The sequence below is a fragment of the Arboricoccus pini genome (genome assembly GCF_900187945.1).
GTDB classification, from domain to species: domain Bacteria; phylum Pseudomonadota; class Alphaproteobacteria; order Geminicoccales; family Geminicoccaceae; genus Arboricoccus; species Arboricoccus pini.
Genome location: NZ_FYEH01000003.1, coordinates 303,614 through 324,841 on the forward strand (window position 1 = coordinate 303,614; position 21,228 = coordinate 324,841).

18 protein-coding genes and 2 tRNA genes are annotated in these 21,228 nt (G+C 62.7%); 5 read left to right on the top strand and 15 right to left on the bottom strand.

The window, feature by feature from the left end; all coding sequences use genetic code 11:
* Positions 1–19 precede the first annotated feature (19 nt).
* Entirely contained in the window at positions 20–1,813 is a 1,794-nt protein-coding gene (locus tag CFB17_RS06235) for a cytochrome c biogenesis protein DipZ (protein WP_088560529.1), read from the top strand.
* Between the two features lie 43 nt (positions 1,814–1,856).
* Here CFB17_RS06235 and CFB17_RS06240 read toward each other — a convergent pair whose 3' ends face one another.
* The 4 genes from CFB17_RS06240 to CFB17_RS06255 all read right to left on the bottom strand — a co-directional run bounded on the left by CFB17_RS06240 (position 1,857) and on the right by CFB17_RS06255 (position 4,721).
* The gene (locus tag CFB17_RS06240) at positions 1,857–2,561 is read right to left on the bottom strand and encodes a M24 family metallopeptidase (protein WP_088560530.1); all 705 of its coding nucleotides are present in this window, start codon (positions 2,559–2,561) and stop codon (positions 1,857–1,859) included.
* A gap of 312 nt (positions 2,562–2,873) precedes the next feature.
* Positions 2,874–2,949 (bottom strand) — tRNA-Glu (locus tag CFB17_RS06245).
* Between the two features lie 42 nt (positions 2,950–2,991).
* Entirely contained in the window at positions 2,992–4,311 is a 1,320-nt protein-coding gene (locus CFB17_RS06250) for a class I SAM-dependent RNA methyltransferase (RefSeq protein ID WP_088560531.1), read from the bottom strand.
* The gene (locus CFB17_RS06255; RefSeq protein ID WP_088560532.1) at positions 4,308–4,721 is read right to left on the bottom strand and encodes a hypothetical protein; all 414 of its coding nucleotides are present in this window, start codon (positions 4,719–4,721) and stop codon (positions 4,308–4,310) included. Before CFB17_RS06255 ends, CFB17_RS06250 begins: the two co-directional genes overlap by 4 nt.
* 15 nt (positions 4,722–4,736) lie before the next feature.
* On the opposite strand from CFB17_RS06255, the gene CFB17_RS06260 reads away from it, so the two are divergent.
* From CFB17_RS06260 to CFB17_RS06270, 3 genes are all read left to right on the top strand, one after another.
* Positions 4,737–5,705 (top strand): RluA family pseudouridine synthase, encoded by a 969-nt coding sequence (locus CFB17_RS06260; RefSeq protein ID WP_133063855.1) that lies wholly within the window; start codon positions 4,737–4,739, stop codon positions 5,703–5,705.
* Between the two features lie 131 nt (positions 5,706–5,836).
* A complete protein-coding gene (rpoH, locus tag CFB17_RS06265; RefSeq protein ID WP_207761950.1) occupies positions 5,837–6,739 on the top strand; it encodes an RNA polymerase sigma factor RpoH in 903 nt (300 codons plus the stop codon).
* A gap of 240 nt (positions 6,740–6,979) precedes the next feature.
* Positions 6,980–7,297 carry a hypothetical protein gene (locus CFB17_RS06270; RefSeq protein WP_088560534.1) on the top strand — a complete coding sequence of 106 codons (318 nt, stop codon included), beginning with the start codon at positions 6,980–6,982 and terminating at the stop codon, positions 7,295–7,297.
* A 673-nt stretch (positions 7,298–7,970) separates the two neighbouring features.
* Here the strand turns inward: CFB17_RS06270 and otnC are convergent.
* From otnC to CFB17_RS06290, 4 genes are read right to left on the bottom strand one after another with little or no spacing between them, the layout of a single operon-like run.
* On the bottom strand, positions 7,971–8,609 hold the full coding sequence (gene otnC / locus CFB17_RS06275) for a 3-oxo-tetronate 4-phosphate decarboxylase (RefSeq protein WP_088560535.1): 639 nt from the start codon (positions 8,607–8,609) through the stop codon (positions 7,971–7,973).
* A 2-nt stretch (positions 8,610–8,611) separates the two neighbouring features.
* Entirely contained in the window at positions 8,612–9,880 is a 1,269-nt protein-coding gene (gene otnK / locus CFB17_RS06280; RefSeq protein ID WP_088560536.1) for a 3-oxo-tetronate kinase, read from the bottom strand.
* 5 nt (positions 9,881–9,885) lie between these two features.
* The gene (locus CFB17_RS06285) at positions 9,886–10,554 is read right to left on the bottom strand and encodes an aspartate/glutamate racemase family protein (protein WP_088560537.1); all 669 of its coding nucleotides are present in this window, start codon (positions 10,552–10,554) and stop codon (positions 9,886–9,888) included.
* Positions 10,555–10,568: 14 nt separating this feature from the next.
* Positions 10,569–11,276: a molybdate ABC transporter substrate-binding protein gene (locus CFB17_RS06290; protein WP_243389760.1), complete on the bottom strand. Its 708-nt coding sequence runs from the start codon at positions 11,274–11,276 to the stop codon at positions 10,569–10,571.
* 291 nt (positions 11,277–11,567) lie between these two features.
* Between CFB17_RS06290 and CFB17_RS06295 the strand changes: the two genes are divergently transcribed.
* Complete coding sequence (locus CFB17_RS06295) at positions 11,568–12,431, top strand: IclR family transcriptional regulator (protein WP_279311710.1); 864 nt, start codon at positions 11,568–11,570, stop codon at positions 12,429–12,431.
* Positions 12,432–12,490: 59 nt separating this feature from the next.
* Here the strand turns inward: CFB17_RS06295 and CFB17_RS06300 are convergent, their stop codons facing one another.
* From CFB17_RS06300 to glpX, 7 genes are all read right to left on the bottom strand, one after another.
* Positions 12,491–13,285, bottom strand: coding sequence for a hydroxypyruvate isomerase family protein (locus CFB17_RS06300; protein WP_165769455.1), 795 nt, complete (start codon positions 13,283–13,285; stop codon positions 12,491–12,493).
* A 38-nt stretch (positions 13,286–13,323) separates the two neighbouring features.
* Positions 13,324–14,532 carry a M24 family metallopeptidase gene (locus CFB17_RS06305; RefSeq protein ID WP_088560540.1) on the bottom strand — a complete coding sequence of 403 codons (1,209 nt, stop codon included), beginning with the start codon at positions 14,530–14,532 and terminating at the stop codon, positions 13,324–13,326.
* Between the two features lie 133 nt (positions 14,533–14,665).
* Complete coding sequence (locus tag CFB17_RS06310) at positions 14,666–15,826, bottom strand: zinc-dependent alcohol dehydrogenase (RefSeq protein WP_088560541.1); 1,161 nt, start codon at positions 15,824–15,826, stop codon at positions 14,666–14,668.
* A gap of 286 nt (positions 15,827–16,112) precedes the next feature.
* Positions 16,113–17,429: an MFS transporter gene (locus CFB17_RS06315; protein ID WP_088560542.1), complete on the bottom strand. Its 1,317-nt coding sequence runs from the start codon at positions 17,427–17,429 to the stop codon at positions 16,113–16,115.
* Positions 17,430–18,182: 753 nt separating this feature from the next.
* Positions 18,183–18,257, bottom strand: a tRNA-Glu gene (locus tag CFB17_RS06325).
* A gap of 69 nt (positions 18,258–18,326) precedes the next feature.
* Complete coding sequence (recJ, locus tag CFB17_RS06330; protein ID WP_243389761.1) at positions 18,327–20,120, bottom strand: single-stranded-DNA-specific exonuclease RecJ; 1,794 nt, start codon at positions 20,118–20,120, stop codon at positions 18,327–18,329.
* Positions 20,117–21,103 carry a class II fructose-bisphosphatase gene (gene glpX / locus CFB17_RS06335; RefSeq protein ID WP_088560545.1) on the bottom strand — a complete coding sequence of 329 codons (987 nt, stop codon included), beginning with the start codon at positions 21,101–21,103 and terminating at the stop codon, positions 20,117–20,119. The genes recJ and glpX overlap by 4 nt, the downstream gene beginning before the upstream one ends.
* Positions 21,104–21,228 lie beyond the last annotated feature (125 nt).

Here is a 21,228-nt window from a genome sequence, read left to right on the forward strand (position 1 = left end):
TTTTTGAGGAATTCCTCTCATGCTGTTCTTCGTGCTGGCCTATTTCGGCGGCGTCTTGACCATCCTTAGCCCCTGCATCCTACCCGTTCTGCCCTTCGTCTTCGCGCGATCGGATCGGCCGTTCGTCAGCAGCGGTCTGCCGATGCTGATCGGGATGGCATTGACCTTCGCCGCGGTGGCCACGCTGGCTGCGGTAGGAGGCGGCTGGGTGATACAGGCGAATGCGTATGGTCGTACACTCGCCCTAATCTTGTTGACGCTCTTTGGTGTCACTTTGATCTTCCCCGCTTTGTCAGAGTGGCTGACACGGCCTCTTGTCGATTGGGGCTCGCGCCTGTCCCAATCGGGGGACAGGCATCGTGGCGCCTCGCCGCTATTGCCTTCGCTGGGACTTGGCCTTGCCACGGGCTTGCTCTGGGCCCCCTGTGCCGGGCCGATCCTGGGGCTGATCCTAACGGGCGCAGCCCTCCACGGTGCCAGCGTCGAGACCTCGCTCCTGCTGGCGACCTATGCCGCTGGTGCAGCGACCTCGCTGGCCCTGGCCCTTGTCATCGGCGGCCGTGTCTTCAAGGCGATGAAACGAATGCTCGGCGCCGGCGAGTGGATAAGGCGGGGACTGGGTGCTGCCGTCATAGCCGCCGTGGTCGTCGTCGCCTTAGGCCTCGATACAAGCTTCCTCACTCAGGTCTCGCTGGCGAACACGACGTCGGTCGAACAGATGTTGCTCGACAGGATCCGCCCCCCTCTCCCGGCGCAGGCCTCGGCCCCAACGGTCGGCGACGGCAATACCGCCCGCACGAGCGACACCGCGATGACGCAAGGTGCGTCGACAAAGCAACTCGACGACTTGCCGGTCATCGGCACTTCGCCAGCTCTGTCCGGTGCGGTCCAATGGTTGAACTCACCGCCCCTGACGACAGACGAACTAAAGGGCAAGGTTGTCCTGGTGGATTTCTGGACCTACTCGTGCATCAATTGCTTGAGGGAGCTGCCTTATGTCCGGGCTTGGGCCCAAAAGTATAAGAGCCAGGGCCTCGTCGTAATAGGCGTCCACGCGCCCGAGTTTGCCTTTGAACGAGACATCAACAATGTGAAGAAGGCAATTGACGACCTCAAGATCAACTTTCCTGTAGCCGTCGACAACGATTATGCGATTTGGCGCGCCTTCGCCAACGAATATTGGCCAGCAGAGTATTTCATCGACGCTCAAGGCCGCATTCGACATCAGCAATTCGGTGAGGGTGACTATGATCGTTCCGAGCGAGTCATCCAGCAACTCATTGCCGAGACCGGCAAGGGCGATGTGCCGGCGGGAATTGTCCAGGTCAACGCTTCGGGCGCCGAAGCGGCCGCAGACATGGACGACGTCAAGTCGCCGGAAACTTATGTGGGCTACCGGCGCGCGGAAAATTTCGCCTCAGAGAACGATATGATCGCTGACGCGCCGCACGTCTATAAAACGGCCGATCTCCAGCTCAACGAGTGGGGCCTCGCCGGTAACTGGACCATCAACGGCGAGTATGCTGCCCTCAATCAGGCGGGCGGTGATATCGTCTACAAATTCCATGCGCGCGACTTGCATCTAGTCCTTGGTCCGGCACCTGAAGGACGGCCTATCAGGTTTCAAATCACGATCGATGGGCAAAAGCCTGGCGCCGCCCACGGCGCCGATGTTGATGCCCAGGGTGAAGGCGTGGTGACCGACCAGCGGCTCTATCAACTGGTCCGTCAGAGCGGTCCCGTCAGGGATCACACATTTGAAATTCACTTCCTCGATGCCGGCGTGCAGGCCTATGCCTTCACGTTCGGCTGATGAGCTTCAGCTTGCGGATCCCGTCGGCCAAATCGCGATCCGCTCAGCCGATCGTCAAAAGCTCTTCATAAAACCCGCCGATCGACCGGGTTCGGTCGACAAGATGGATCTCGAGGATCCAATGGCGGGTCTGCCCTTGAGCATCGACACTGACGATGGGCTGGTCATTGCCGGGTGCGATAAAGAATGTGATGCGGTCATTGGGAATGTATTCGTGGGGGAATTCTCCCACCAGATGCCCGGCAATGCTGCCGCCGAACTCCCAGCCAGCCTTCGCGGCAAAGGCGCAGGCTGTTTGATACAGTCCTTCGCCGGTGATGTCTTGGTTGGCCAGGAAATGCTCTTTCACGGCCCGAAAGACGGGCTCCAGATTGTCGCGGAGGCGAAGCTTGATCGGGTCGTCGCCCAGGACGTAGGTGCGCCCGAAATCCGCCTCCCATTCTTCGAACACCGGTCCCAGATCGACAAACAGGATATCATCGGCGGCAATGAGCAAGTCGGCCGGGTCGTCTTTGTAAGGTCGGAGCGTGTTTTCGCCGGCCCGAACGATGCGCTTGTGCCAGTGGGTGACGACGCCGAACTGTTTGTGCGCCAGCTTGTGGATCTCCTCACTGAGTTGGCTCTCGGTGACACCCGGGCGGATCAACGTCCGCTCGATTTCCTCGAAGAGACGGGCAGCCTTGGCCTGTGCGTCCAGCAGCGCGGCGACGCGATGGTCTTCTACCCTGGTACCGCTAATCGACGTCATGGATTGTCCTTGAAAAGCACCTGCCGCTAGCCGGCACGGGATACTATACCGGCCAAGCATACCCACAAAGCTCGTCTGAACACCCAGCCGCAGATCAGTCGAGCACTGCACCAAGCGCTCGACTTCGGGCGCAAGTCGGATCAGTCCGCGCAGGTCGAAATGGGATTCACTGATCCCAGCGGCCCTGGCGAAAGGCCGATATTCGAGAGAACCGCGAGAGGGAAGCGCACCGCGCTGGATAAGACGCCGGCAATCGTCGTTCTTGCCCGGTGCCGGTCCGAGGCAACGAACGTCGGACTGTCCACTGTAGAGTGGTACCCCTAACGGGAATCGAACCCGTGTTTCGGCCTTGAGAGGGCCGCGTCCTAGACCGCTAGACGATAGGGGCGCCGACGGTGCGCGGCTCTGATAGCCGCATCGGTGGCGGAGATCAAGCGTTCAACTTGGCCTTTGCCTGGCCGCGCAGGAAGAGCGCGGCCAGTTCGACCTCGGGAGCAAAAAGGAACTGGTCCACCGGTCGCAAGGCCACGAGTTCGAATCCCGCGGCCTGCAAGTGCTGCGCGTCGCGCGCGAAACTCCCAGGGTGGCAGGAGACATAGACGATCCGATCCAGCGAGGCTTTTGCTAGGCGCTCGACCTGCCTTGCCGCGCCTGACCGGGGTGGATCGAGGACGGCCGCGTCGAAGGGGGCCAACTCGGCTGCCTCGAGAGGGTCCGCCTCGAGATCGCGACAGCGGGCCTGCAGGCGGGGATAGGCGGCAATCGCCCTGGCACAGGCAGCGCTGGCGTCGGCATCGCCCTCGACCAGATCCAGCCGCTCGCAGCGCGTCGCGATCGGCAGGGTCAACGTGCCCAGTCCGGCATAGAGGTCGACGACCCGCGTTCGATCGGGTAGCCAGTCGGCGACGGCGGCTTGCAGCGCTGCCTCGCCAGCTTCGGTTGCCTGGAGGAAGCTCGCGAGCGGCAGTGTCACCAAAGTCGTCCCGAAGCGCAGGACGGGTGGCCGCCGGGTGACGATCGCTTCCGCAGCACCTCGTTCGGAGGCCACTGTCAGGCGGGCGAGATCCCAGGTATCGGCAAATGCCGCCAACCGCTCGCGCTGCTCAAGACTTCGAGCCTCGACGCCGCCCAATCGCACATCAAGGCCGGTGTGAGTCGCAGTTACGACAACCTCACCCTCCCGGATCTCGCCGCCGAGCGAGGTCAGCAGGCCGGTTAGCGGCGGCAACAGATCCTGGATGACTGGAAGGGAGATCGGGCAGGTCGCGATCGGGACAATATCGTGCGAGCGTAGGGCCCTGTAGCCGAGGAGGAGCCTGCCGCCGCGCCGCGCATAGGCAAGGCGAACGCGCCGGCGACTGGCTTGTGGCGAGCGGGCCAGAAGGGCTGGCACGGAATGATCGATGCGCGCCTGACGAAGGGGCTCGATCACGCGCTGGCGCTTGAATTCGTCGTAGAGCGGATCTGGGAGATGCTGGAGGAGACAACCGCCGCAGCGCGTGAAATGCGGACAGGATGGTTCAGCGCGAGCGACTGGCTCGCCCAGTCGCTCCAGTGGCCGCCCGCGCCACGCGCCGCCTTCCTGCAGGACGACGCGCCAGGTCTCGCCCGGCAGGGTGAAGGGCACAAAAACCGGCCGGCCTTCCAGATGCGCGATGCCGTCGCCACCTGTGCCCAGGCGCTCGATCGTGAGCGTTGCCTCCCGCGTCGCCGCGGCGGCCCGGCCGCGCTTGCCGCGGCCGCCCTTCAAGGCGATTGGCGGAGCGGCGTGGCGAGTTGTCCCATCGAGCCGTCCTCTTGCTGCATACGGATCAGGCTGTAACGACGCCCGGTTGCAGGGTCGATCAGCGAGAGATAATCATCGCCGTCCGGCGTCCGCAGAAGGAGCAGGGCGCGATTGCCCTGCATGCGCATGTCGATCACGACGGCACCTTTCGGCACCGGCATCGCAGCGTGGACCTCGGTGTCGGATGACCCTGCTGGCGCCGGTTCCGAGGCACCCGCCACGGGTTGCGTGGTCTCGACGGCGGCCGTCGTGGTGGTGACCGAAGGGTCACCGCCGCGATTGAACAGCTTCCAGACCAACGCGCCCGTCCCCAGCACCAGGCAAAGGCCGGCTACGACGATGAAAACCTTAATGAGACCCAAAAAACGGTCCAAGGAGTGGATCCTTTGATGTTGCCGAACGCCGCCTTTGACGGCGACGAGAGCTTTGTCGTAGCAGCCGATGATGCGGACACACGCCTGGACGTCTGCCTTGCCCGTCGCGTGGCTGGCCATTCCCGGTCCCGCCTGCAGGCTCTGGTTCGCGAAGGCCACGTGCGCGTCTCGGGCCGCGTGATAACCGAGCCGTCCCACAGGGTCAAACAGGACGACACGATCGAGGTCAGCATGCCGCCGCCGGTCGACGCGACCCCGCTACCGGAGGCAATCCCGCTCGACATCCTCTTCGAGGACGAGCACCTGATCGTCCTGGTCAAGCCCGCCGGCATCGTCATGCACCCGGCCCCCGGACATGCGAGCGGCACGATGGTGAATGCGCTCCTGGCCCATTGCGGCGCCAGCCTGTCGGGCATCGGCGGCGTTAAGCGGCCGGGCATCGTCCATCGCCTCGACCGGGACGTGAGCGGGGTCATCGTTGTCGCCAAGCATGACCGGGCCCATGTCGCCCTGTCCGCCCAATTCACCGTCCATTCGATCGATCGCTATTACGAGGCCATCATCTGGGGCGTCCCGGCGCTAGCCGCCGATCGCATTGACCGGCCGATCGGTCGTGATCCACGGGACAGGCTGAAGATGACCATCACGGGCAATGGCAAGCGGGCGGTGACCGATTACCGCCTGATAGAGGCAGCCGGCGTCGCAGCCAGCCGCGTGGAGCTCAAGCTCATGACCGGCCGCACACACCAGATCCGCGTCCATCTGACCAGCCTTGGCCATCCGATTCTGGGTGATCGCGTCTATACCGGTCGCCATCGGCCGCTTCCGCCCGGCCCGGCGCGAGAAAAGATCGCCTCGCTGGACCGGCTGGCACTTCATGCCCGCGATCTCGGCTTCGTGCATCCAGTAAGCGGCCAGTACCTGCATTTCCGCCGCGACCCGCCGCCGCTCTTCGCAGAAATGATGACAGCGCTGCGCACCTAGGCGAACGCCGGGTTTTCGCGTAAGTATCTCTCTGGAGCTTGCTGTATCGACCCGGGGTTGCTTTCAGGGTCGACCAAATATCCAAAACGTCCCTGGTTCAACCATACTGGCAGAAGTCCAAAAAGGGGGACATGGCTGGTCTTCCAATCATACCGGCTGAGGGCAGCGGGCTTTCCCGCTATCTCGACGAGATTCGCCGCTTTCCCATGCTGGAGGCGGAACAGGAATACATGCTTGCCAAAAGTTGGCGTGAGCATGCGGACGTCGATGCCGCCCATCAGCTCGTAACCTCGCATCTGCGGCTCGTAGCCAAGATCGCCATGGGCTATCGTGGCTATGGACTTCCCATGAACGAGATCATCTCGGAAGGGAATGTTGGCCTGATGCAGGCGGTCAAGCGTTTCGATCCCGAGCGCGGCTTCCGACTCGCGACCTATGCCATGTGGTGGATCCGCGCCGCCATTCAGGAATATATACTGCATTCCTGGTCGCTCGTGAAAATGGGCACGACGGCCGCGCAGAAGAAATTGTTCTTCAATCTGCGCCGGCTCAAAAGCCAGATGCAGCAGATCGAGGAGGGCGATCTTTCGCCCGACGTCGTTCGCGAGATCGCCACGACGCTCGAAGTAACCGAGCAGGACGTCATCGACATGAACCGGCGCCTTGAGGGGCCGGATCACTCCTTGAATGCCATGCTGCGGTCGGATAGCGAGACCGAATGGCAGGACTGGCTGGTTGACGACAGTTCCAGCCAGGAACAGGTGCTGGCCGAGGAAGACGAGCTCTCGCATCGGCGCGGCATGCTGGACGAGGCGATGAAAGCGCTGAACGAGCGCGAACGCCATATTTTGACGGAACGGCGGCTGAAGGACGAGCCCACCACGCTCGAGGACCTGTCCTCGCAATATGGCATCAGCCGTGAACGCGTTCGGCAGATCGAGGTCCGCGCCTTCGAGAAACTGCAGAAATCCATGGCCAGCATGGAGGCGCGCGGACGGGCCGAGGCGGAGGCGCGCGCCCTCCCCTCTTCGTGACAAGGATGGTCATCCGAGGCATCTTCGAACGGTTGGAATCGCATGTTGCGGCACAGTGTATCGGCTGACAGTCACGCCCCGACAGGACACATTTGCGACAGGCGATCCAATTTTTTACGTACCATGGTACCAAATAGCCAAACCGAGCTGGAATACAGGGCTCGGAGCATAATAAATACTAGGCGACCACGGCGCTCGTTCGGGCGATATCGACCATAATGACATAGGGATGGCAGCACGATGCAGGCGCGCCGCAACCTCATCACCATCGTGCGTTCGCCATCGAGGGGCCTCGCCCGGCAGCAGTCGGCCGAAGCGGTGACGCTCGTTGAGCCCCAGGACGTGCTGAAGCCACGACCTGACCGAAGCGCTGCGGAGCGCGTGAGCGGCCTGGTCGGCTCCGCTGACACGGCAGTCCGCTCCTGGCTCTCCGATCCGCGTCGCTATGCTCCTGAGCGGTCGGTTCACCCGGTCTTGCGCCGCCTGGCCATAGCTCTCGCCGGCGTCCTGGCGGCGATTGGCAGTGTCCTGACGCTGATTGCCGTCGGCACCAACTAGAACGATGCCGCCAACCGGCACCCTTGCCCTCCCGGCATCTTGACGGGCACGCCTTCGGGGCAGCCGGTGGCCGGCGTCAACGCTCGGACCGATCCACCATGCTGAGTAGCGAGGCTAGCTCGGCAAAAGAGGAAGGTATGCCGGGCGAAGTCCTCAGCCGGGCTCGCCGATCGCCAGGTGGAGCTCCAGGATCGGCGTCCCTCTCGCCCCCCCGAGAAGACCGCATTGCGGCGACCGCATGCGCTCGGTTTCGGCGGGCCGGAATTCCAATGGCCAGAACGCCGCGCAACGCATTGGTTCTGCATCAAGGCATTCCCCCTCATGGGCTTGCCCGGGAAGGGCCGGCGAAAATCCGGCCGGCGACCGACGCAATCGTGGTCTAGAGTTTCGCGGGCTGCTCGACCCTGCGGGTTTTGCCCTTCGATCGGCTTTGCGCAACCTTTTTTGCCGGGCGGGAAAATACGAACAAGCAAAGCAGATTGGACCTCGGGCGAGCGCTGACGTCGACGACCTGATCATCGGCGCAGTCTGGGCCGCTAGCCGCCCCCGCCTCTCTCCGCCCTTCTGATCAAGGCTTCCTCGCGCGTCATCGAAACGCCGCTCACGCGCCAAGAGGCGGAAAACTCCGCAATGCTGGACACGTGGCTAGAGATGATGAAGAGCTGCCCTCGGATCAGCTTGGGAAGGCGGCGTCGATCTCTGCGATGGCGGCCGCATTCAAGGGCCGGGTCTTGCGCTCGCCCAGGATGAAGAAGAGCTTGGCAGTCTCCTCCAGTTCCTCATAGGCAAAGACCGCCTGGTCGAGCGATTCGGCGGACACGATGGGGCCGTGATTGGCAAGGAGCATCGAGCGATGATCCTGCGCGCGAAGGCCCACCGCCGCTGCCAACGCCTTGTCGCCCGGCCGGTAATAGTCCACGAGCGGCAGCTTGCCGACGCGCATCACGTGATAGGCGGTAAGCGGCGGAAGGACATTTTCAGGACTGGCGTGACAAAGACAGGAGACGGCCACCGCATAGGTCGAGTGAAGGTGGACGATCGCCCCGGCCTTCGGCCGTTTCTCGTACATGGCCAGATGAAAGAAGGATTCCTTCGAGGGCGGGTCGCCGTCGAGCAGTTCGCCTGCCGCCGAGACCTTCGAGATCTGCTCGGGCTTGAGGAAGCCCAGACAGCTATTGGTCGGCGTGACGAGGAAGGTGCCATCGCGCAGGCGCATGGAGAGATTACCGGCACTGCCATGCGCAAGTTGGCGCTGGTAGAGAATCGACCCCCACCGGCAGATATCGTCGCGAAGCCGTGCCTCCTCGCTCATTGTCATGCCCCTCCCATCGTACGCAGCGCCTTGGCGAAGAAATCGGGGCCGCCGAAATTGCCCGATTTGAGGGCGATGACGAGGTCCTTGTCGCGGCTTAGGAGGACCGGCACGCCCGGATCGACCTCGGGTCCGACCAGAAGATCGCCCAGATCGAGGGCCTGGGCCACCGCCCCCGAGGTCTCGCCGCCGGCCACCACCAGCCGCTTCACCCCTCGTCCCACCAGCTCCCGAGCCGTTTGCGCGAACAACTCGTCCAGGGCGGCGGCCACGCGCTCGCGGCCATACTTGGCCTGCGTCGCGACCACGCGTTCCGGCGTGCCGGAAGAATAGACGAGCGGCTCCTTGCCTCGGTTCGCGGTAAGAAAATCCGCAAGGTCGCCAGCACTCGTCGTGCCGAGCAGGGCCTTCTCGACGTCGATGGCCAAAACCGGATGATCTTTGCTGTGAACCTGGATCTGCTCCCAGGTGGCACCCGAGCAACTTCCCGCCAGGATCGCCTCCGGGCCCGCTTTGCCTGTAAAGCCCGCGGACTTGCCCTTGGCCGCCCCTTGCGCGACGAAATTGGCGGCAAGCCCCAGAGCGATGCCGGAGCCACCGGTCACCAGGGCCGCCTCGGCGCAGGCTGTGCCGATGGTAAGGAGATCCTCGTCGAGCACGGCGTCGACGACGACGAGGGTCTGTCCCTCATGCGCGGCGGCGAGGAGCGCTGCGCGCACGGCCGCACTGCCTTGACGCACCGTCGGCAAGGCGACCAAGCCCACCGGGCTCTTGCTCTGATAGCCGAGCCAGCGGCGAATGTCCGGATCGGTCATCGGCGTCAGCGGATGATGCTGCATGCCGGACTCGCTCAAGAGGCGATCCTTGACGAAGAGATGACCTTGGTAAAGCGTCCTGCCGGCGGTGGGGAAGACCGGGCAGACCACGACGCCCTTGACGCCCAGCCGTTCGGCCAGGGCCTCGGCGACCGGGCCGATATTACCCTCCTTGGTCGAATCGAAGGTCGAGCAATATTTGAAGACGAACTGGGTGCAGCCTTGCGCCTTTAGCCAATCGAGCGCCGCCAGCGACTGGCTTACCGCCTCCGCGGGCGGAATCGTGCGGGACTTGAGCGAGATCACGCCGGCCTCGACCTCCGGCCGGGCGGGCTTGTCCGGGATGCCCATATATTGCGAGGTTGCGAGCGCGGCCTGGCCAGGCAGTCCCTTGGCGATGGTGTTGGCGATGTCGCTCGCACCGGTGAAATCGTCGGCGATGACTCCAAGGAACACGCGGCTCAATCCTTCAAAAGGGTCTGCAGGCGCTGCACGGCGGCGTCCGGTGCCGTGAAGACGGGAATCGCCACCTTGGCGCGCACCGCCTCAGCCGCGCGCGACGTCGAGAAATGCGCCAGCATGATCGCGTCACTGTCGCCAAGGCGTGGGGCCGCGTCGCCGACCAGGCGATTATGCGTGGCCGCGTCACCGGCGCGAAGCAGATCAATGGCGTCGGGCACGACGAACGTCTCAAGACTGCTGGTCAAGCCCTCTTCGCGGGCGAATTCACGAAACTCCGCCTCCATGGTCGGTACCGATGGCGCGAAGGTCGCAAGCATGCCGATCCGCTGACCCGACGCGAGGGCGGCGCGAAACATGGCCTCGTTTGGCTTGACCACCGGGATGGTCAGTTCCTCCGCCATCCGGTCGATCGCCGGTCCGAAGGCCGAGCAGGTCACAAGCACGCCGTCGGCGCCGATCCGCTGGGCGTAGCGGCCGAAATCGACGAATCGCTCGATCAGGCCCTCCGAGAGCTCGTTCCCTTCCTTGGCCCGGTCGAGTGTCAGGCCGTCATCCAGGAGATTTACCGCCTCCGCCTCGGGCCAGAGTCGTGCCATGGCGGTAATGACCGGCTCCATCGCCACGGGTGTCGCGTGCAGAAGGACGATTCGGGGTGCGGCTTTAGCCATGGGGCGATGTTCTTTCAGATTTTGAAGGTCGCGATGCGTGAGGCAAGGCCGAACGTGTTATAGGCCTCGTGCGCCTCTTTGGAGGTCAGGTGGTCGAGGAAGGCATTCGCCAAGCCTCGATCGCTGGCCTCCTTGAAGATCGCGACCGAAAAATTTGTAGGCTGCTGCAAGGGTTCGGGAAAGGGACCCACAATGTCGACCCCGTCGACGGCCATGAGTTCGCTTACCTGCTGCACGGCAAGATCAGCTTCGCCGGTCAGCAACTTCTCGGCGGTGAAGCCCTTGGGGATCCGGGTCGCACGGGGCAGTACCTGCTCTTCGATCCCCAATTGTTCGATCAGCTTGGCGAAATAGAGCCCGCTCGCACCTGTGAGTGAATAAGCGACGCTCCTGGCTGCCTTGATCGCCGCGACGAACTTTTCGGCGTCGCTGATATCCGGCTTGGGTGCGCCCTCCTTGACGGCCAGACCGAATTTGGCCTGGGCGATCGGCGTGATGCTCTCCTGATCGACGATCCCATCGGCCGCAAGGCGTGCCATGGGATCGTCGATCAGGATGACGACGTCGGCACGCGCGCCTTTGAGGATATTATCCAAAAGGACCGTGGTCGGCGCCCAGTCGAGGTTGACGGGGCCTTGTCTCGCGCTCCAGCTGGGCAGGATCGCACGCTTGAAGGCGACCTCGACCGCGAGCGTGCTCATCACGTGCAAAGCTTGCGGCATGGGTTCTCCCTCTTTCAAATTTTCTTGGCCATTTGCCCGAGCTTCTCGTCTAAGCCGGCGCGACTAAACGGCCGCCCCGAGCCGCAAGTCAATGCAAGCACAAGACCTTTCATGATTTGAAATGGCCGGCGGCGGCAGTCCCTTTAGCGCGCTATATCCCTCGAGCTCGACCAGTTATTTCATTATATGAAATACCGATTTTATAATGTCGGAAAAGGCCTCGGCGACGGTGTCGCAATTGACCCGCTCGCCTCACCTCCATACCTTTCGAAACAGGGAGTGGAGAAGAACATGCAAGTTGTAGCTGAACGATCCGTTAATGAAGACGCCGACCAGCGCAAACAACGCTACGAAGAAATTAATCGTTCAAAAAACAAAGAAGAATGCGGTAAAGGCGTTCAGTCGGTCGATCGTGCCTTGTCGATCATAGAAATTCTGTCGCTCAGCAGTAATCCGCTGAAACTGAACGAGATATCGACGGCAGCCGACCTCAACCTCTCGACCTGCCATCACCTCATCAAGACGCTCGTTTTGCGCGGCTACGTGATCAATGCTGGTCGCAACCAGGGCTACAGCTTGAGCCCCCGTATCGAGAATCTGTGGCTGCGTTCGACGCGTGATTTCAACCTCGTCGAATTCGCCCGGCCGAGCCTGCAAAAGTTGAACGAGGACACCCGCGAATCAGTGCTGCTGGCGGTACTGCGAGGGTCCAGCCTGATCACCCAGCTTTGCATCGCCTCGCCGCTACGCTCGGAAGCTGATGCCTATGGCACCGTCAATCCGCGCGCAGCGCATGCGCTGGCCATGGGCAAGGCCATTCTCGCCTGGCTGCCCGAAGGGGAGCTTGCGCGCGTCGTTGCCGATAACGGCTTGCCGGGCTTCACAGCACAGACGATCACGTCCCTGCCCGCCCTGGCCGAGGAACTGCGGCTGGTACGGCGCTCCGGCTTTGCGCTCGAGGATGGCGAATTTCGCGATGAACTCGTGGGCCTGAGCGCGCCGATCCGCGATGCCTCAGGTGCGATCGTCGGCTCGATCGGCATCACCATCGGCCGGCGGCGGGCCAGCGAGACTTATCGTCAGCATATCGTCCAGGCGGTGACCCGCTGTGCCGGGAACCTCTCGGCGCGCATGCCGGCTGGCTGCTTCACCTAGGCAGAGCACGGGTCCGGCGCAGCGCCGCTGCACGACGTCGGACCCGACTGAGGCTGTTCTCAGGCGGCCTTCAGACTGCGGGCAAGCCAGCCTAGCCCGGCATCGGTCTGCCCTGCCGGCACGTATTCACAGCCGAGCAGGCCCTGATAGCCCGCTTTATTCAGCCAGCCGGCCACGGCCGCGAAATCGAGCGTGCCGGTACCGGGCTCGTGGCGGCCGGGATAGTCGGCGATGTGGACATGGCGGATCAAGGCCGCGTGCTTTGAGATCGTCGTCTCGATGTCCAGCCCCGTGGCGACCGTGTGGAAGATATCGAGCAGGAGCCCGAGATTGGCCTCGCCCGTGGCGGCGATCGCCTCCGCTCCCTGATCGGGCGTCTCGATGAAATAATCCGGCACCGCGCCGGCACTCATCGCCTCGACCAGAATGGCGATGCCGCGCTTTTCGGCCTCGCGCGCGGCATAAGCGAGATTCTCGATATAGCAGTCCCAGTGCGCGTGATCGCGCTGGGCGGCGGGCAGAACGCCCGCCATCGCATGGATCATGCGCGCCCCGACGGTCTCGGCATAGGCGAGGCCAGTCGCCACGCTGGCCCTGAATTCCGCCCGCCGATCAGCGAAGATGGCAATGCCTTTCTCGCCTTTCGTCGCGTCGCCCGAATGGAGGCCGAACTGCGTATAGGTCAGGCCGGTATCGGCCAACCACCCGCGAACGACCTCCGCCGGCGTGGCGTAGGGCGAGGGATGCTCCATGGCGACGAAACCATGCGCGCGCGCTGCCGCGAACCGCTCGGCGAAGGGCCGTTCGGAAAAAAGATAGCCAAGATGCGCGCTATATTGGTAGGCGGACGTCATCACTTGCCCTGACTTAGTTGCGATTTTCTTCGCCGCCCTCAGCCGCCGGCAATATTCCAGCCCCGACCGTGGTCGCCAAATCCCTCGCATCCGTCGGCCGTGATGGCAACGGTATCCTCAAGTTTGATGAAGCCGCGTTCAGTATGGTGAAGCTCGGTCTCGAGCGAGACCACCATGCCTTCCTCAAGCGGTCGTTCGCGGTGATAGGCCTCATAGGTCGGCATCGCGGTGTTCATCAGCCAGGGTGCCTCATGCGAGACGATGCCCATCCCGTGCGCGGAGAAGAACATCTTGTTGCTGGCCGAGCAGGTCCGCAGCGCCTCGCTGACATGGTCGAAGATGTCGCCGCCACGTGTCCCGGGCCGAAGATTCTTGCGCGCTGCCTGCTGTACCGTCTCGACCTGACCCAAAAGATCGATCAGCTCGGCGTCGGGTTCGCCCGCATAGGCCATGCGCGTCACATCGCCGATATAGCCGTGGTAGCAGCCACCCGAATCGAGCGCCAAGGTCTCGCCCTCCTGCCAGACCTGATCATAGGGCGCCCGGTTGAACGCGACCCCCATATTGGTCAGAGCGTAATCGAACTTGAGACCGCGGGCGGTCTCTTCCTGTTTTAGCGCCTCGAAGAGCGCCGCCTTGGTGACGCCAGGGCCATTGTTCGCGATCACGGCCAGCATCGAATCGACCACCCGCTCGGAAGCCTCGCGCAAGAGCGTGAGCTCCGCTGGCGTCTTGCGTGCGCGCAAGATCTCAAGCGTGAAGGTGCCATCGACCAGCTTGGCGTCGGGCAACTGCTCTTCCAACACCCGGAAGGCGTCGACCGGCATGAAGCCGACCTCGATGCCGACCCGTCCCTTGCCGCCGCCGACGTCCTTCAGCATGGCCGCCGCCGCCGCCGCATAGCCCGTGCTGGCGAAATTCTTGAAATTCAGGTTCGAGACCCAGAACTGGCCGAGCTGCTTTGAATAGCGCTCCCAGGGCGCGCCGACATAACCCGAATCGAGCGGGCGTCCCTTTACGTAAACGAAAAAAGGCAGATAGCGGCTCAGCCCGTGCGCATCCATGTTGTCGTAAAAAAAGAAGCGGTAGCCACCCAGGAGATACTGGATGCTGTGCTTGGAAGTGACCAGGAGCGCGTCCAGGCCTGCCTCTTCCATGAGCTCGTCCAGTCGCGCGACGTCGAAGGGCGGCTTGTGAAGCTTGGACGTGTCCTCGACGGGGTTGCCCTCGGAATAGGCAAAGCTCATTGGAAAAAGGTCCTTCTCAAGTAAGATCGGGAAGCAATAGTCACCACGGGAAGATGAATGCGCCCGAGCGACCGTCGTGGTCCCCGGGCGCGTCGGCCTGGACAGGCCGAATATCTATAGGCCGGGACCGGGCTTATTCGGCGGCCTGGGCCAAAGCTGCCTTATGCTTGTTCCTCACGACGACCTTGATCGCGTCCTCGACGCGGTCCTTGGCGTAGCGAAGCGCCTCGGGCAGATCCTCCATGTCGAAGGTGTGGGTGTGGATGACCGTCGCATCGAAACGCTTTTGCCGCATGAAGGCCTCGGCGCGATGCGTCGCAGACTTGCCCTCGCCGCGGATGCCATAGAGGTAGATATTGTTTCGCACGAGGTAGGCGATATCGATCGGCGCCTGATCGCTTGGGAAAGCGGCCAGGCAGATCTTGCCGCCACGATTGAGCATCTTGGCCGCTTCGTTCACGGCATTGGGCGCGCCCGAACATTCGACGACGAAGTCGACACCCTTGCCGCCGGTCAGCTTTCTGACCGCCTCGACCGGATCTTCGTTACGCACATTGATCACATAATCGGCGCCAAGGCGCTTGCCCATTTCCAACCGATTGTCACGCGTACCGGTCAGGATGACGGGCTGGGCTCCTAGGGCCTTGGCCACGGCGGCACCCAAAAGGCCGATCGGACCGGGGCCGGAAACGACCACGCTGTCGCCGGCGATGAGGCCGCCCAGTTCGGTCAGGCCATACATGGACGTGCCGGCGGTAACGACGAGCGTTGCCTCTTCATCCGACATGCTGTCGGCGATATGAATCAGCGTGTTGACGTTATTGACCTGATATTCGCAGAATCCGCCATCGGTCGTGAACCCGTTGGCCCGATGGCCCTTGTCGACTTTGCCGTAATTCTTGCCGTAATTATGGCAGGATGTGTACATGCCCTGGCGACAGCGCTTGCACTGACCGCAGCCCGCATGAATTTCGACCGTAACGCGGTCGCCAATATTGTATTCGTCCACACCCGGCCCAAGCGCCACGACGGTGCCCATATATTCATGGCCCGGCGTGAAGTTCTTGTTGAAGGGATCACCGCCCTGAATCATTGCCGGCGGCCCATGCGCGATGATCTCGAGATCGGTCGCGCAGATGGCGACGGCATCGATCCGGACCAGGACCTCGGCCTTCTTTGGCGTCGGCACAACCTTATCGATCAGCCGAAGCTCGCCAGGGTCGCCTAAAACCCATGCCTTCATCGTCTCGGGAACCGGATAGTCCGGATGGGTCTGCACGTCGGATGCCTGCATGGCCTGGATCCTATGTTACTGGGAAACAAAAGAGAGGAGAGCCCTGAAAAGGCCTGCCGAGGCGGCCGCCAATCTAGCATCGTCAAGCCGTCGAGGCTCTGTTCGGACGTCACGCTCTCTTGATGATTCTACTGACGACTGCGCGGGCTCTTACTTTGAACTTCCAAGCCGCCCCGTCATACGGATTGGAATAACTATCAGCCCCGGAGCCGGCCGGGTCAATCAAGCCCTCGCCGCTTTCTTCTTGTGAAACTTACAACTCGCACGGTTGCGTGGACGTTCCCGCTCACTCAGCCGGCTGACCGAGCCGGCGCTCGAGATTGGGCGTCTGCTCGGCTCCTCGCCACACCGGCGGGGCTGCGCGAAGCGGTACGATGATGAGACCAGCCACGATCGCCATGAGGCCGGCCACGGTGATGCCGTAGGAAAAGCCCTGATGATGGATCAGGATGGCGGAGAGAATGCCGCCGTAAAGGCCGCCCAGCCCCTTGGCGATGGCATAGAGTGCACCGTAATTGCCGCCGGCGCTGGCGCCGCCGAAGTAGTGGCCGATGATGATCGGAAAGAGGGCGAACAGAGAGGCCCAGAAGAAGATCCCGGCAATAGCACAGATGACGAAGGCCACGTCGCTGCCAAGATTTCCGGCGACCACGGTGCCCAAAAGAAAGACGCCGGAGAGGACAAAACTGCCGATCATCGTGTTCTCATGCCCGAACCGTTCGGAGGCCGTGCCTAGGAGCAACTTGCCAAATCCATTAGCAACAGAAATTCCACCCGCTGCAGCGGTCGCGGCGGCGGCGGCAAAGCCGAAACTATCGGAATAGGCGACGATTTTGCTCATGCCCGCGAGGCCGGCGCCCGAGATCAGCACAAAAGAAACGATGAGTGCCCACATCTGCCAGGTCCGAAGCGCCTCGCTCATCGTATATTGATGGGTGGAAGGCCGCACGACACTGGTCTGCTTCGGACTCCAGCCGGGAGGCGACCAGCCCTTGGGGGGATCCGTCATGACGAAGGCGGCAACGATCGGCACGATCGCCATAACGATCGCGATCACGTAGATCGTCGAAATGAACGCCGAGCCGTCTGATGATTGGGAAATGCTGCGTATATAAAAAATAAAGGGCAATGAGCCCCATGAAAAAGCACCCGCGATGACGCCCGTGATTTTGCCCCGATGGTCGGGAAACCATTTATTACCGGTCGTAATAGCGTTGTTATAGATGAAGCCGGTGAAAAAGCTGCCGAGTGTCCAGAATGTAAGCACCAGTGGATAAGATGGTCCCATGGCTATGGAGGCGATGCCGAGGCCGGAGAACAGTCCGCCTATCGCCGTCGTCCAGCGCGGACCGAAGCGATCACGGAGCATGCCGCCCGGGAGCATGCCTATCGACTGGGCGACGACGAAGAGCGTGAACATCAGCGCCACTTCTTCATGGGTCCAGCCATACATCGCGGCAATGTGCCCCGCCATGGTGCTCCATGTATATTCGAACGGGCTGATAACGAACATGGCAAAGAAAGCGGCAATAACGACCAGATACCGACTATACCCCAAGATCTCCTTGTCGGTCTTATTTCGCCTTTCTTGTGCACCGAGCATGCCCGTCTCCGGATTTTTTTTAAATTACGCAGTCAGATTCAAGCGCGAAGCAACGCTCATGGCAGCCACAGGGACATACCGGGCGGCAATAGATGTGCACTTGCAAGAGCCGCCGTCGTCGAGGCGCGTTAATCAAAAACTTAAAAACGCGCGTTAAGGGAGACCAGACTTCTCCCCTCTATTTGGCTGCTACGTGGCCAAATTTGCATTTTACTGACGAATGCCCGAAGCTCGCGGCATCCGCCACAAGTCGTCCAACGGTCGCATCCCCCCTCGACAAGCTATGCATTTAAAGTCATAGCCTCCCCTAATTCGTTTATTCTTAAGGCGCGCTTTCATCGCTAGTCAATTACGCTCTCTGGCCAAAAGAGGTCATTTCGCATCACGAAAGGCCATGAGAATAATGCTGCCTGCTGGAGACCGCACGGTCGGTCCTGTGCGGCGAGAGGCGATAACGATGCCGGCCGTCCGTTAGGGCGACATGAGCGATCCGAACGCGCGCCAAGGGCCGGAGAACCTTGTCAAAGATGGACAAGAAAGCGACCGGAACGCGGCTGCGCGAAACCGACCGCAGCATCGACGCGGACATAAGAGCAAGCGTTCGTCGCGCACGATGAGCTCCTTGCCAGCATGACAAGGATCGACGGCGGCCGGACGGGCATGGCGTTCGCCGCGGGGGGGGGGGGCTCAGAGCTTGACGACAGTCAAACCAGGGCGCCGCCCATCGATCAAGCCGGATATGACTCAGGTAGCTGGTACCCCCAACGGGAATCGAACCCGTGTTTCAGCCTTGAAAGGGCCGTGTCCTAACCGCTAGACGATGGGGGCGGGGCGCACCCCCTTTAGTCGGAACAAGCGGCAAGATCAAGGAAGCCCGTGTCGCTTTCGCGCCCGGACTCATGCCGTGGGCATGGCATCCTCAATCTCGAACTGGGCGCGCAGCTGGCCATTCCATCGATCCGCCCGAATCCGACCGGCTAGTCGCAAAGGTCCATCGGCGCGCGCCAGGATCTCGCCAAGTGGTGTCTCCTTGCAGCGAAAGGCGATGGCCTTGACCCGACCGCGCACGGTGCCGACCAGCGTGCAGGCCATGTGGCCCGTGCCGACCTCACGGCGCTCGACGATGCGGGCGTCAGTCAGCGTGAAGCGCGGCTCGGGATGGCCCGGGCCATAGGGGGCCAGCCGCTCGAGATCCAAAGCGAGCTCGCCCGTGACCCCTGCCGTGCTGATCGCGGCGTCGATCTCGAGGGGCGGGCGCACGAGTCCGCCCGCGGCTGCTAGCGCGGTGGCCTCGGACTCGAAAAAATCGGCCAGGGCCGGCAGCTGATCTGCCATGACGGTAAGCCCGGCCGCCATGGCGTGACCGCCACCCTTTAAGAGCAGGCCCTGCTGGCGCGCGGCGATGACGGCCGCGCCAACGTCGAAGCCCGGCACGGACCGGGCCGAACCCTTGCCAAGGCCCTCAGAGTCGACGGCGACGACGAAGACCGGCCGGGCGTGCAGCTCGACGAGACGGCTGGCAACGATACCGATGACACCCGCATGCCAACCCTGCCCAGCGACGAGAAGGACGCGGCGGCCGGCGGCGACCTGGGGCGCTGTCGCCTCCTGAGCGGCGGCAAGGATCGCCCGCTCCACGCTCTGGCGCTCCTGGTTCATCCCATCCAATTGAAGGGCGATCGATTCCGCCTCGGCGGCATCCTCGCAAAGGAGCAGCTGGAGGCCGAGATCGCCACCGCCCATTCGACTGCAGGCATTGATCCGCGGCCCCAGTGCGAAGCCCAGATGCCAAGCCTCGCTCAGCTTTTCGATGCGCGCGGTCGCGGCCAAAGCGCGAATACCCGGCAAGGGGTCGCGCTCAAGAATCTTCAGCCCCTGGCGCACGAAGGCGCGGTTCAGGCCCAAAAGCGGAACGACGTCACAGATCGTGCCCAGCGCCACCAGGTCCAGCCATTGCATCGGATCCGGCAGCGCCATGTCCGGTCGTCGGCGGCGCAGCTCACGATTGACGGCCACCAGGAGGACGAAGGTAACCCCGACCGCCGCAAGGTGGCCGAGTGGGCTGACCTGGTCGCCGCGATTGGGGTTGATGACTCCAAAAGCAGGGGGCAGCCTTTCCTCGGCCAAGTGATGGTCGACGACGATCACATCCTGACCGGCTTCGGCAGCGTCGGCCAGCGGAGCGAAGGCCGTGGTCCCGTTGTCCAGCGTGAGGACGAGTTGGCAGCCATCCCCGGCTAGGCGCGCGAAGCTTTCGCTGGAGGCGCCATAACCCTCGCCCAGGCGGTCGGGAATGATGATCTTGGCCATTTTCGCGAAATGGCGGAGATAGCGGGCCATCAGTGCTGAGGAGGTAGCACCATCGACGTCGTAATCGCCGATGATGCCAATCTCCTCGCCCTCGAGAATAGCATCGGCCAGCCTTGCGGCCGACTTGTCCATATCTTTCAGGTGCGATGGGTCGGGTAAGAAATGCCGTAGCTTGGGGTCGATGAAAGCCTGGACATCCTCGTGCGCCACGCCGCGCGCGGCCAGGAGCAGGCCGGCAATCTCGGACAGACCGAAATGCTGGCTGATGGCGAGTGCGGCCGTTTCGTCCGGCCGGCGCATCAGCCAAGTGCGGCCCTGCACCGAAAGGCGACCATCGGCAACGGGGGCGACCATGCCCCCCGGCGATGATACCTCGCTCAATTGAAGAAGGGCACCACGCCGGCCTTAACCGGCAGGTTATGCTCGGCCTCGATGATCCGAACGGTACCCGTCTTGGCACGCATCGAGATCGACTGAGTGATGACCCGGTTGCCCGAACGACGGATGCCGCGAAGCATGGCGCCGTCGGTGACACCCGTGGCGGCAAACATCACGTCGCCCGAAGCCAGGTCCTCGAGATTATAGATCTTGTCGAAATCCTCGACACCCCATTTGCGGCCCCGCGCGCGCTCATCCTCGTTGCGAAAGAGCAGCTTGCCCTGCATCTGGCCACCGATGCAGCGAAGAGCCGCAGCTGCAAGCACGCCCTCGGGGGCACCACCGCTTCCCATGTAGATGTCGATGCCGCTCTCAACCCTCGAGGTCGCAATGACGCCCGCAACGTCGCCATCGCCGATCAGACGGATGCGCGCGCCCACCTTGCGCACGGCAGAGATCAGGTCCTGATGGCGCGGGCGATCCAGGATGAGCACGACCAGCTCTTCGATCGGGACACCCTTGGCCTCGGCAAGCCGGCCCAGATTCTCGGCTGGCGATAGCGTGATATCGATCAGGCCCGCGGGCAGGCCACCGCCGACGGCGATCTTTTGCATGTAGGTGTCGGGCGCGTGCAGGAAGCCGCCGGCCGGCGCCATGGCAAGACATGTGATGGAGTTCGGACCGCCAGTGGCGCAGATCGTGGTCCCCTCGAGCGGATCGAGGGCGATGTCGATCTTGGGCCCTTTGCCCGTGCCGACCTTCTCACCGATATAGAGCATCGGCGCCTCGTCGCGCTCGCCCTCGCCGATGACCACCGTACCGTCGATGTCCAGGACGTTCAGAGCGCGGCGCATGGCGTCAACCGCCGCCTGGTCGGCCGCTTTCTCGTCGCCACGGCCCATCAGCCGGGCGCTGGCCAAGGCCGCCGCCTCGGTCGCCCGGACGCCGTCCAGTGCCAGATTGCGGTCTTCGCTCAAATAACTCATCACGATTTTTCTCTCCCAAGCACCCGGCGAGTGCGCGTCCATCTGGAACCGGGCGACAATGATCCGGCCATGGCCTGCTTAAATCAACTCCTGGCTTGACATTCCCGTAGCGTGAAATTCAGGGT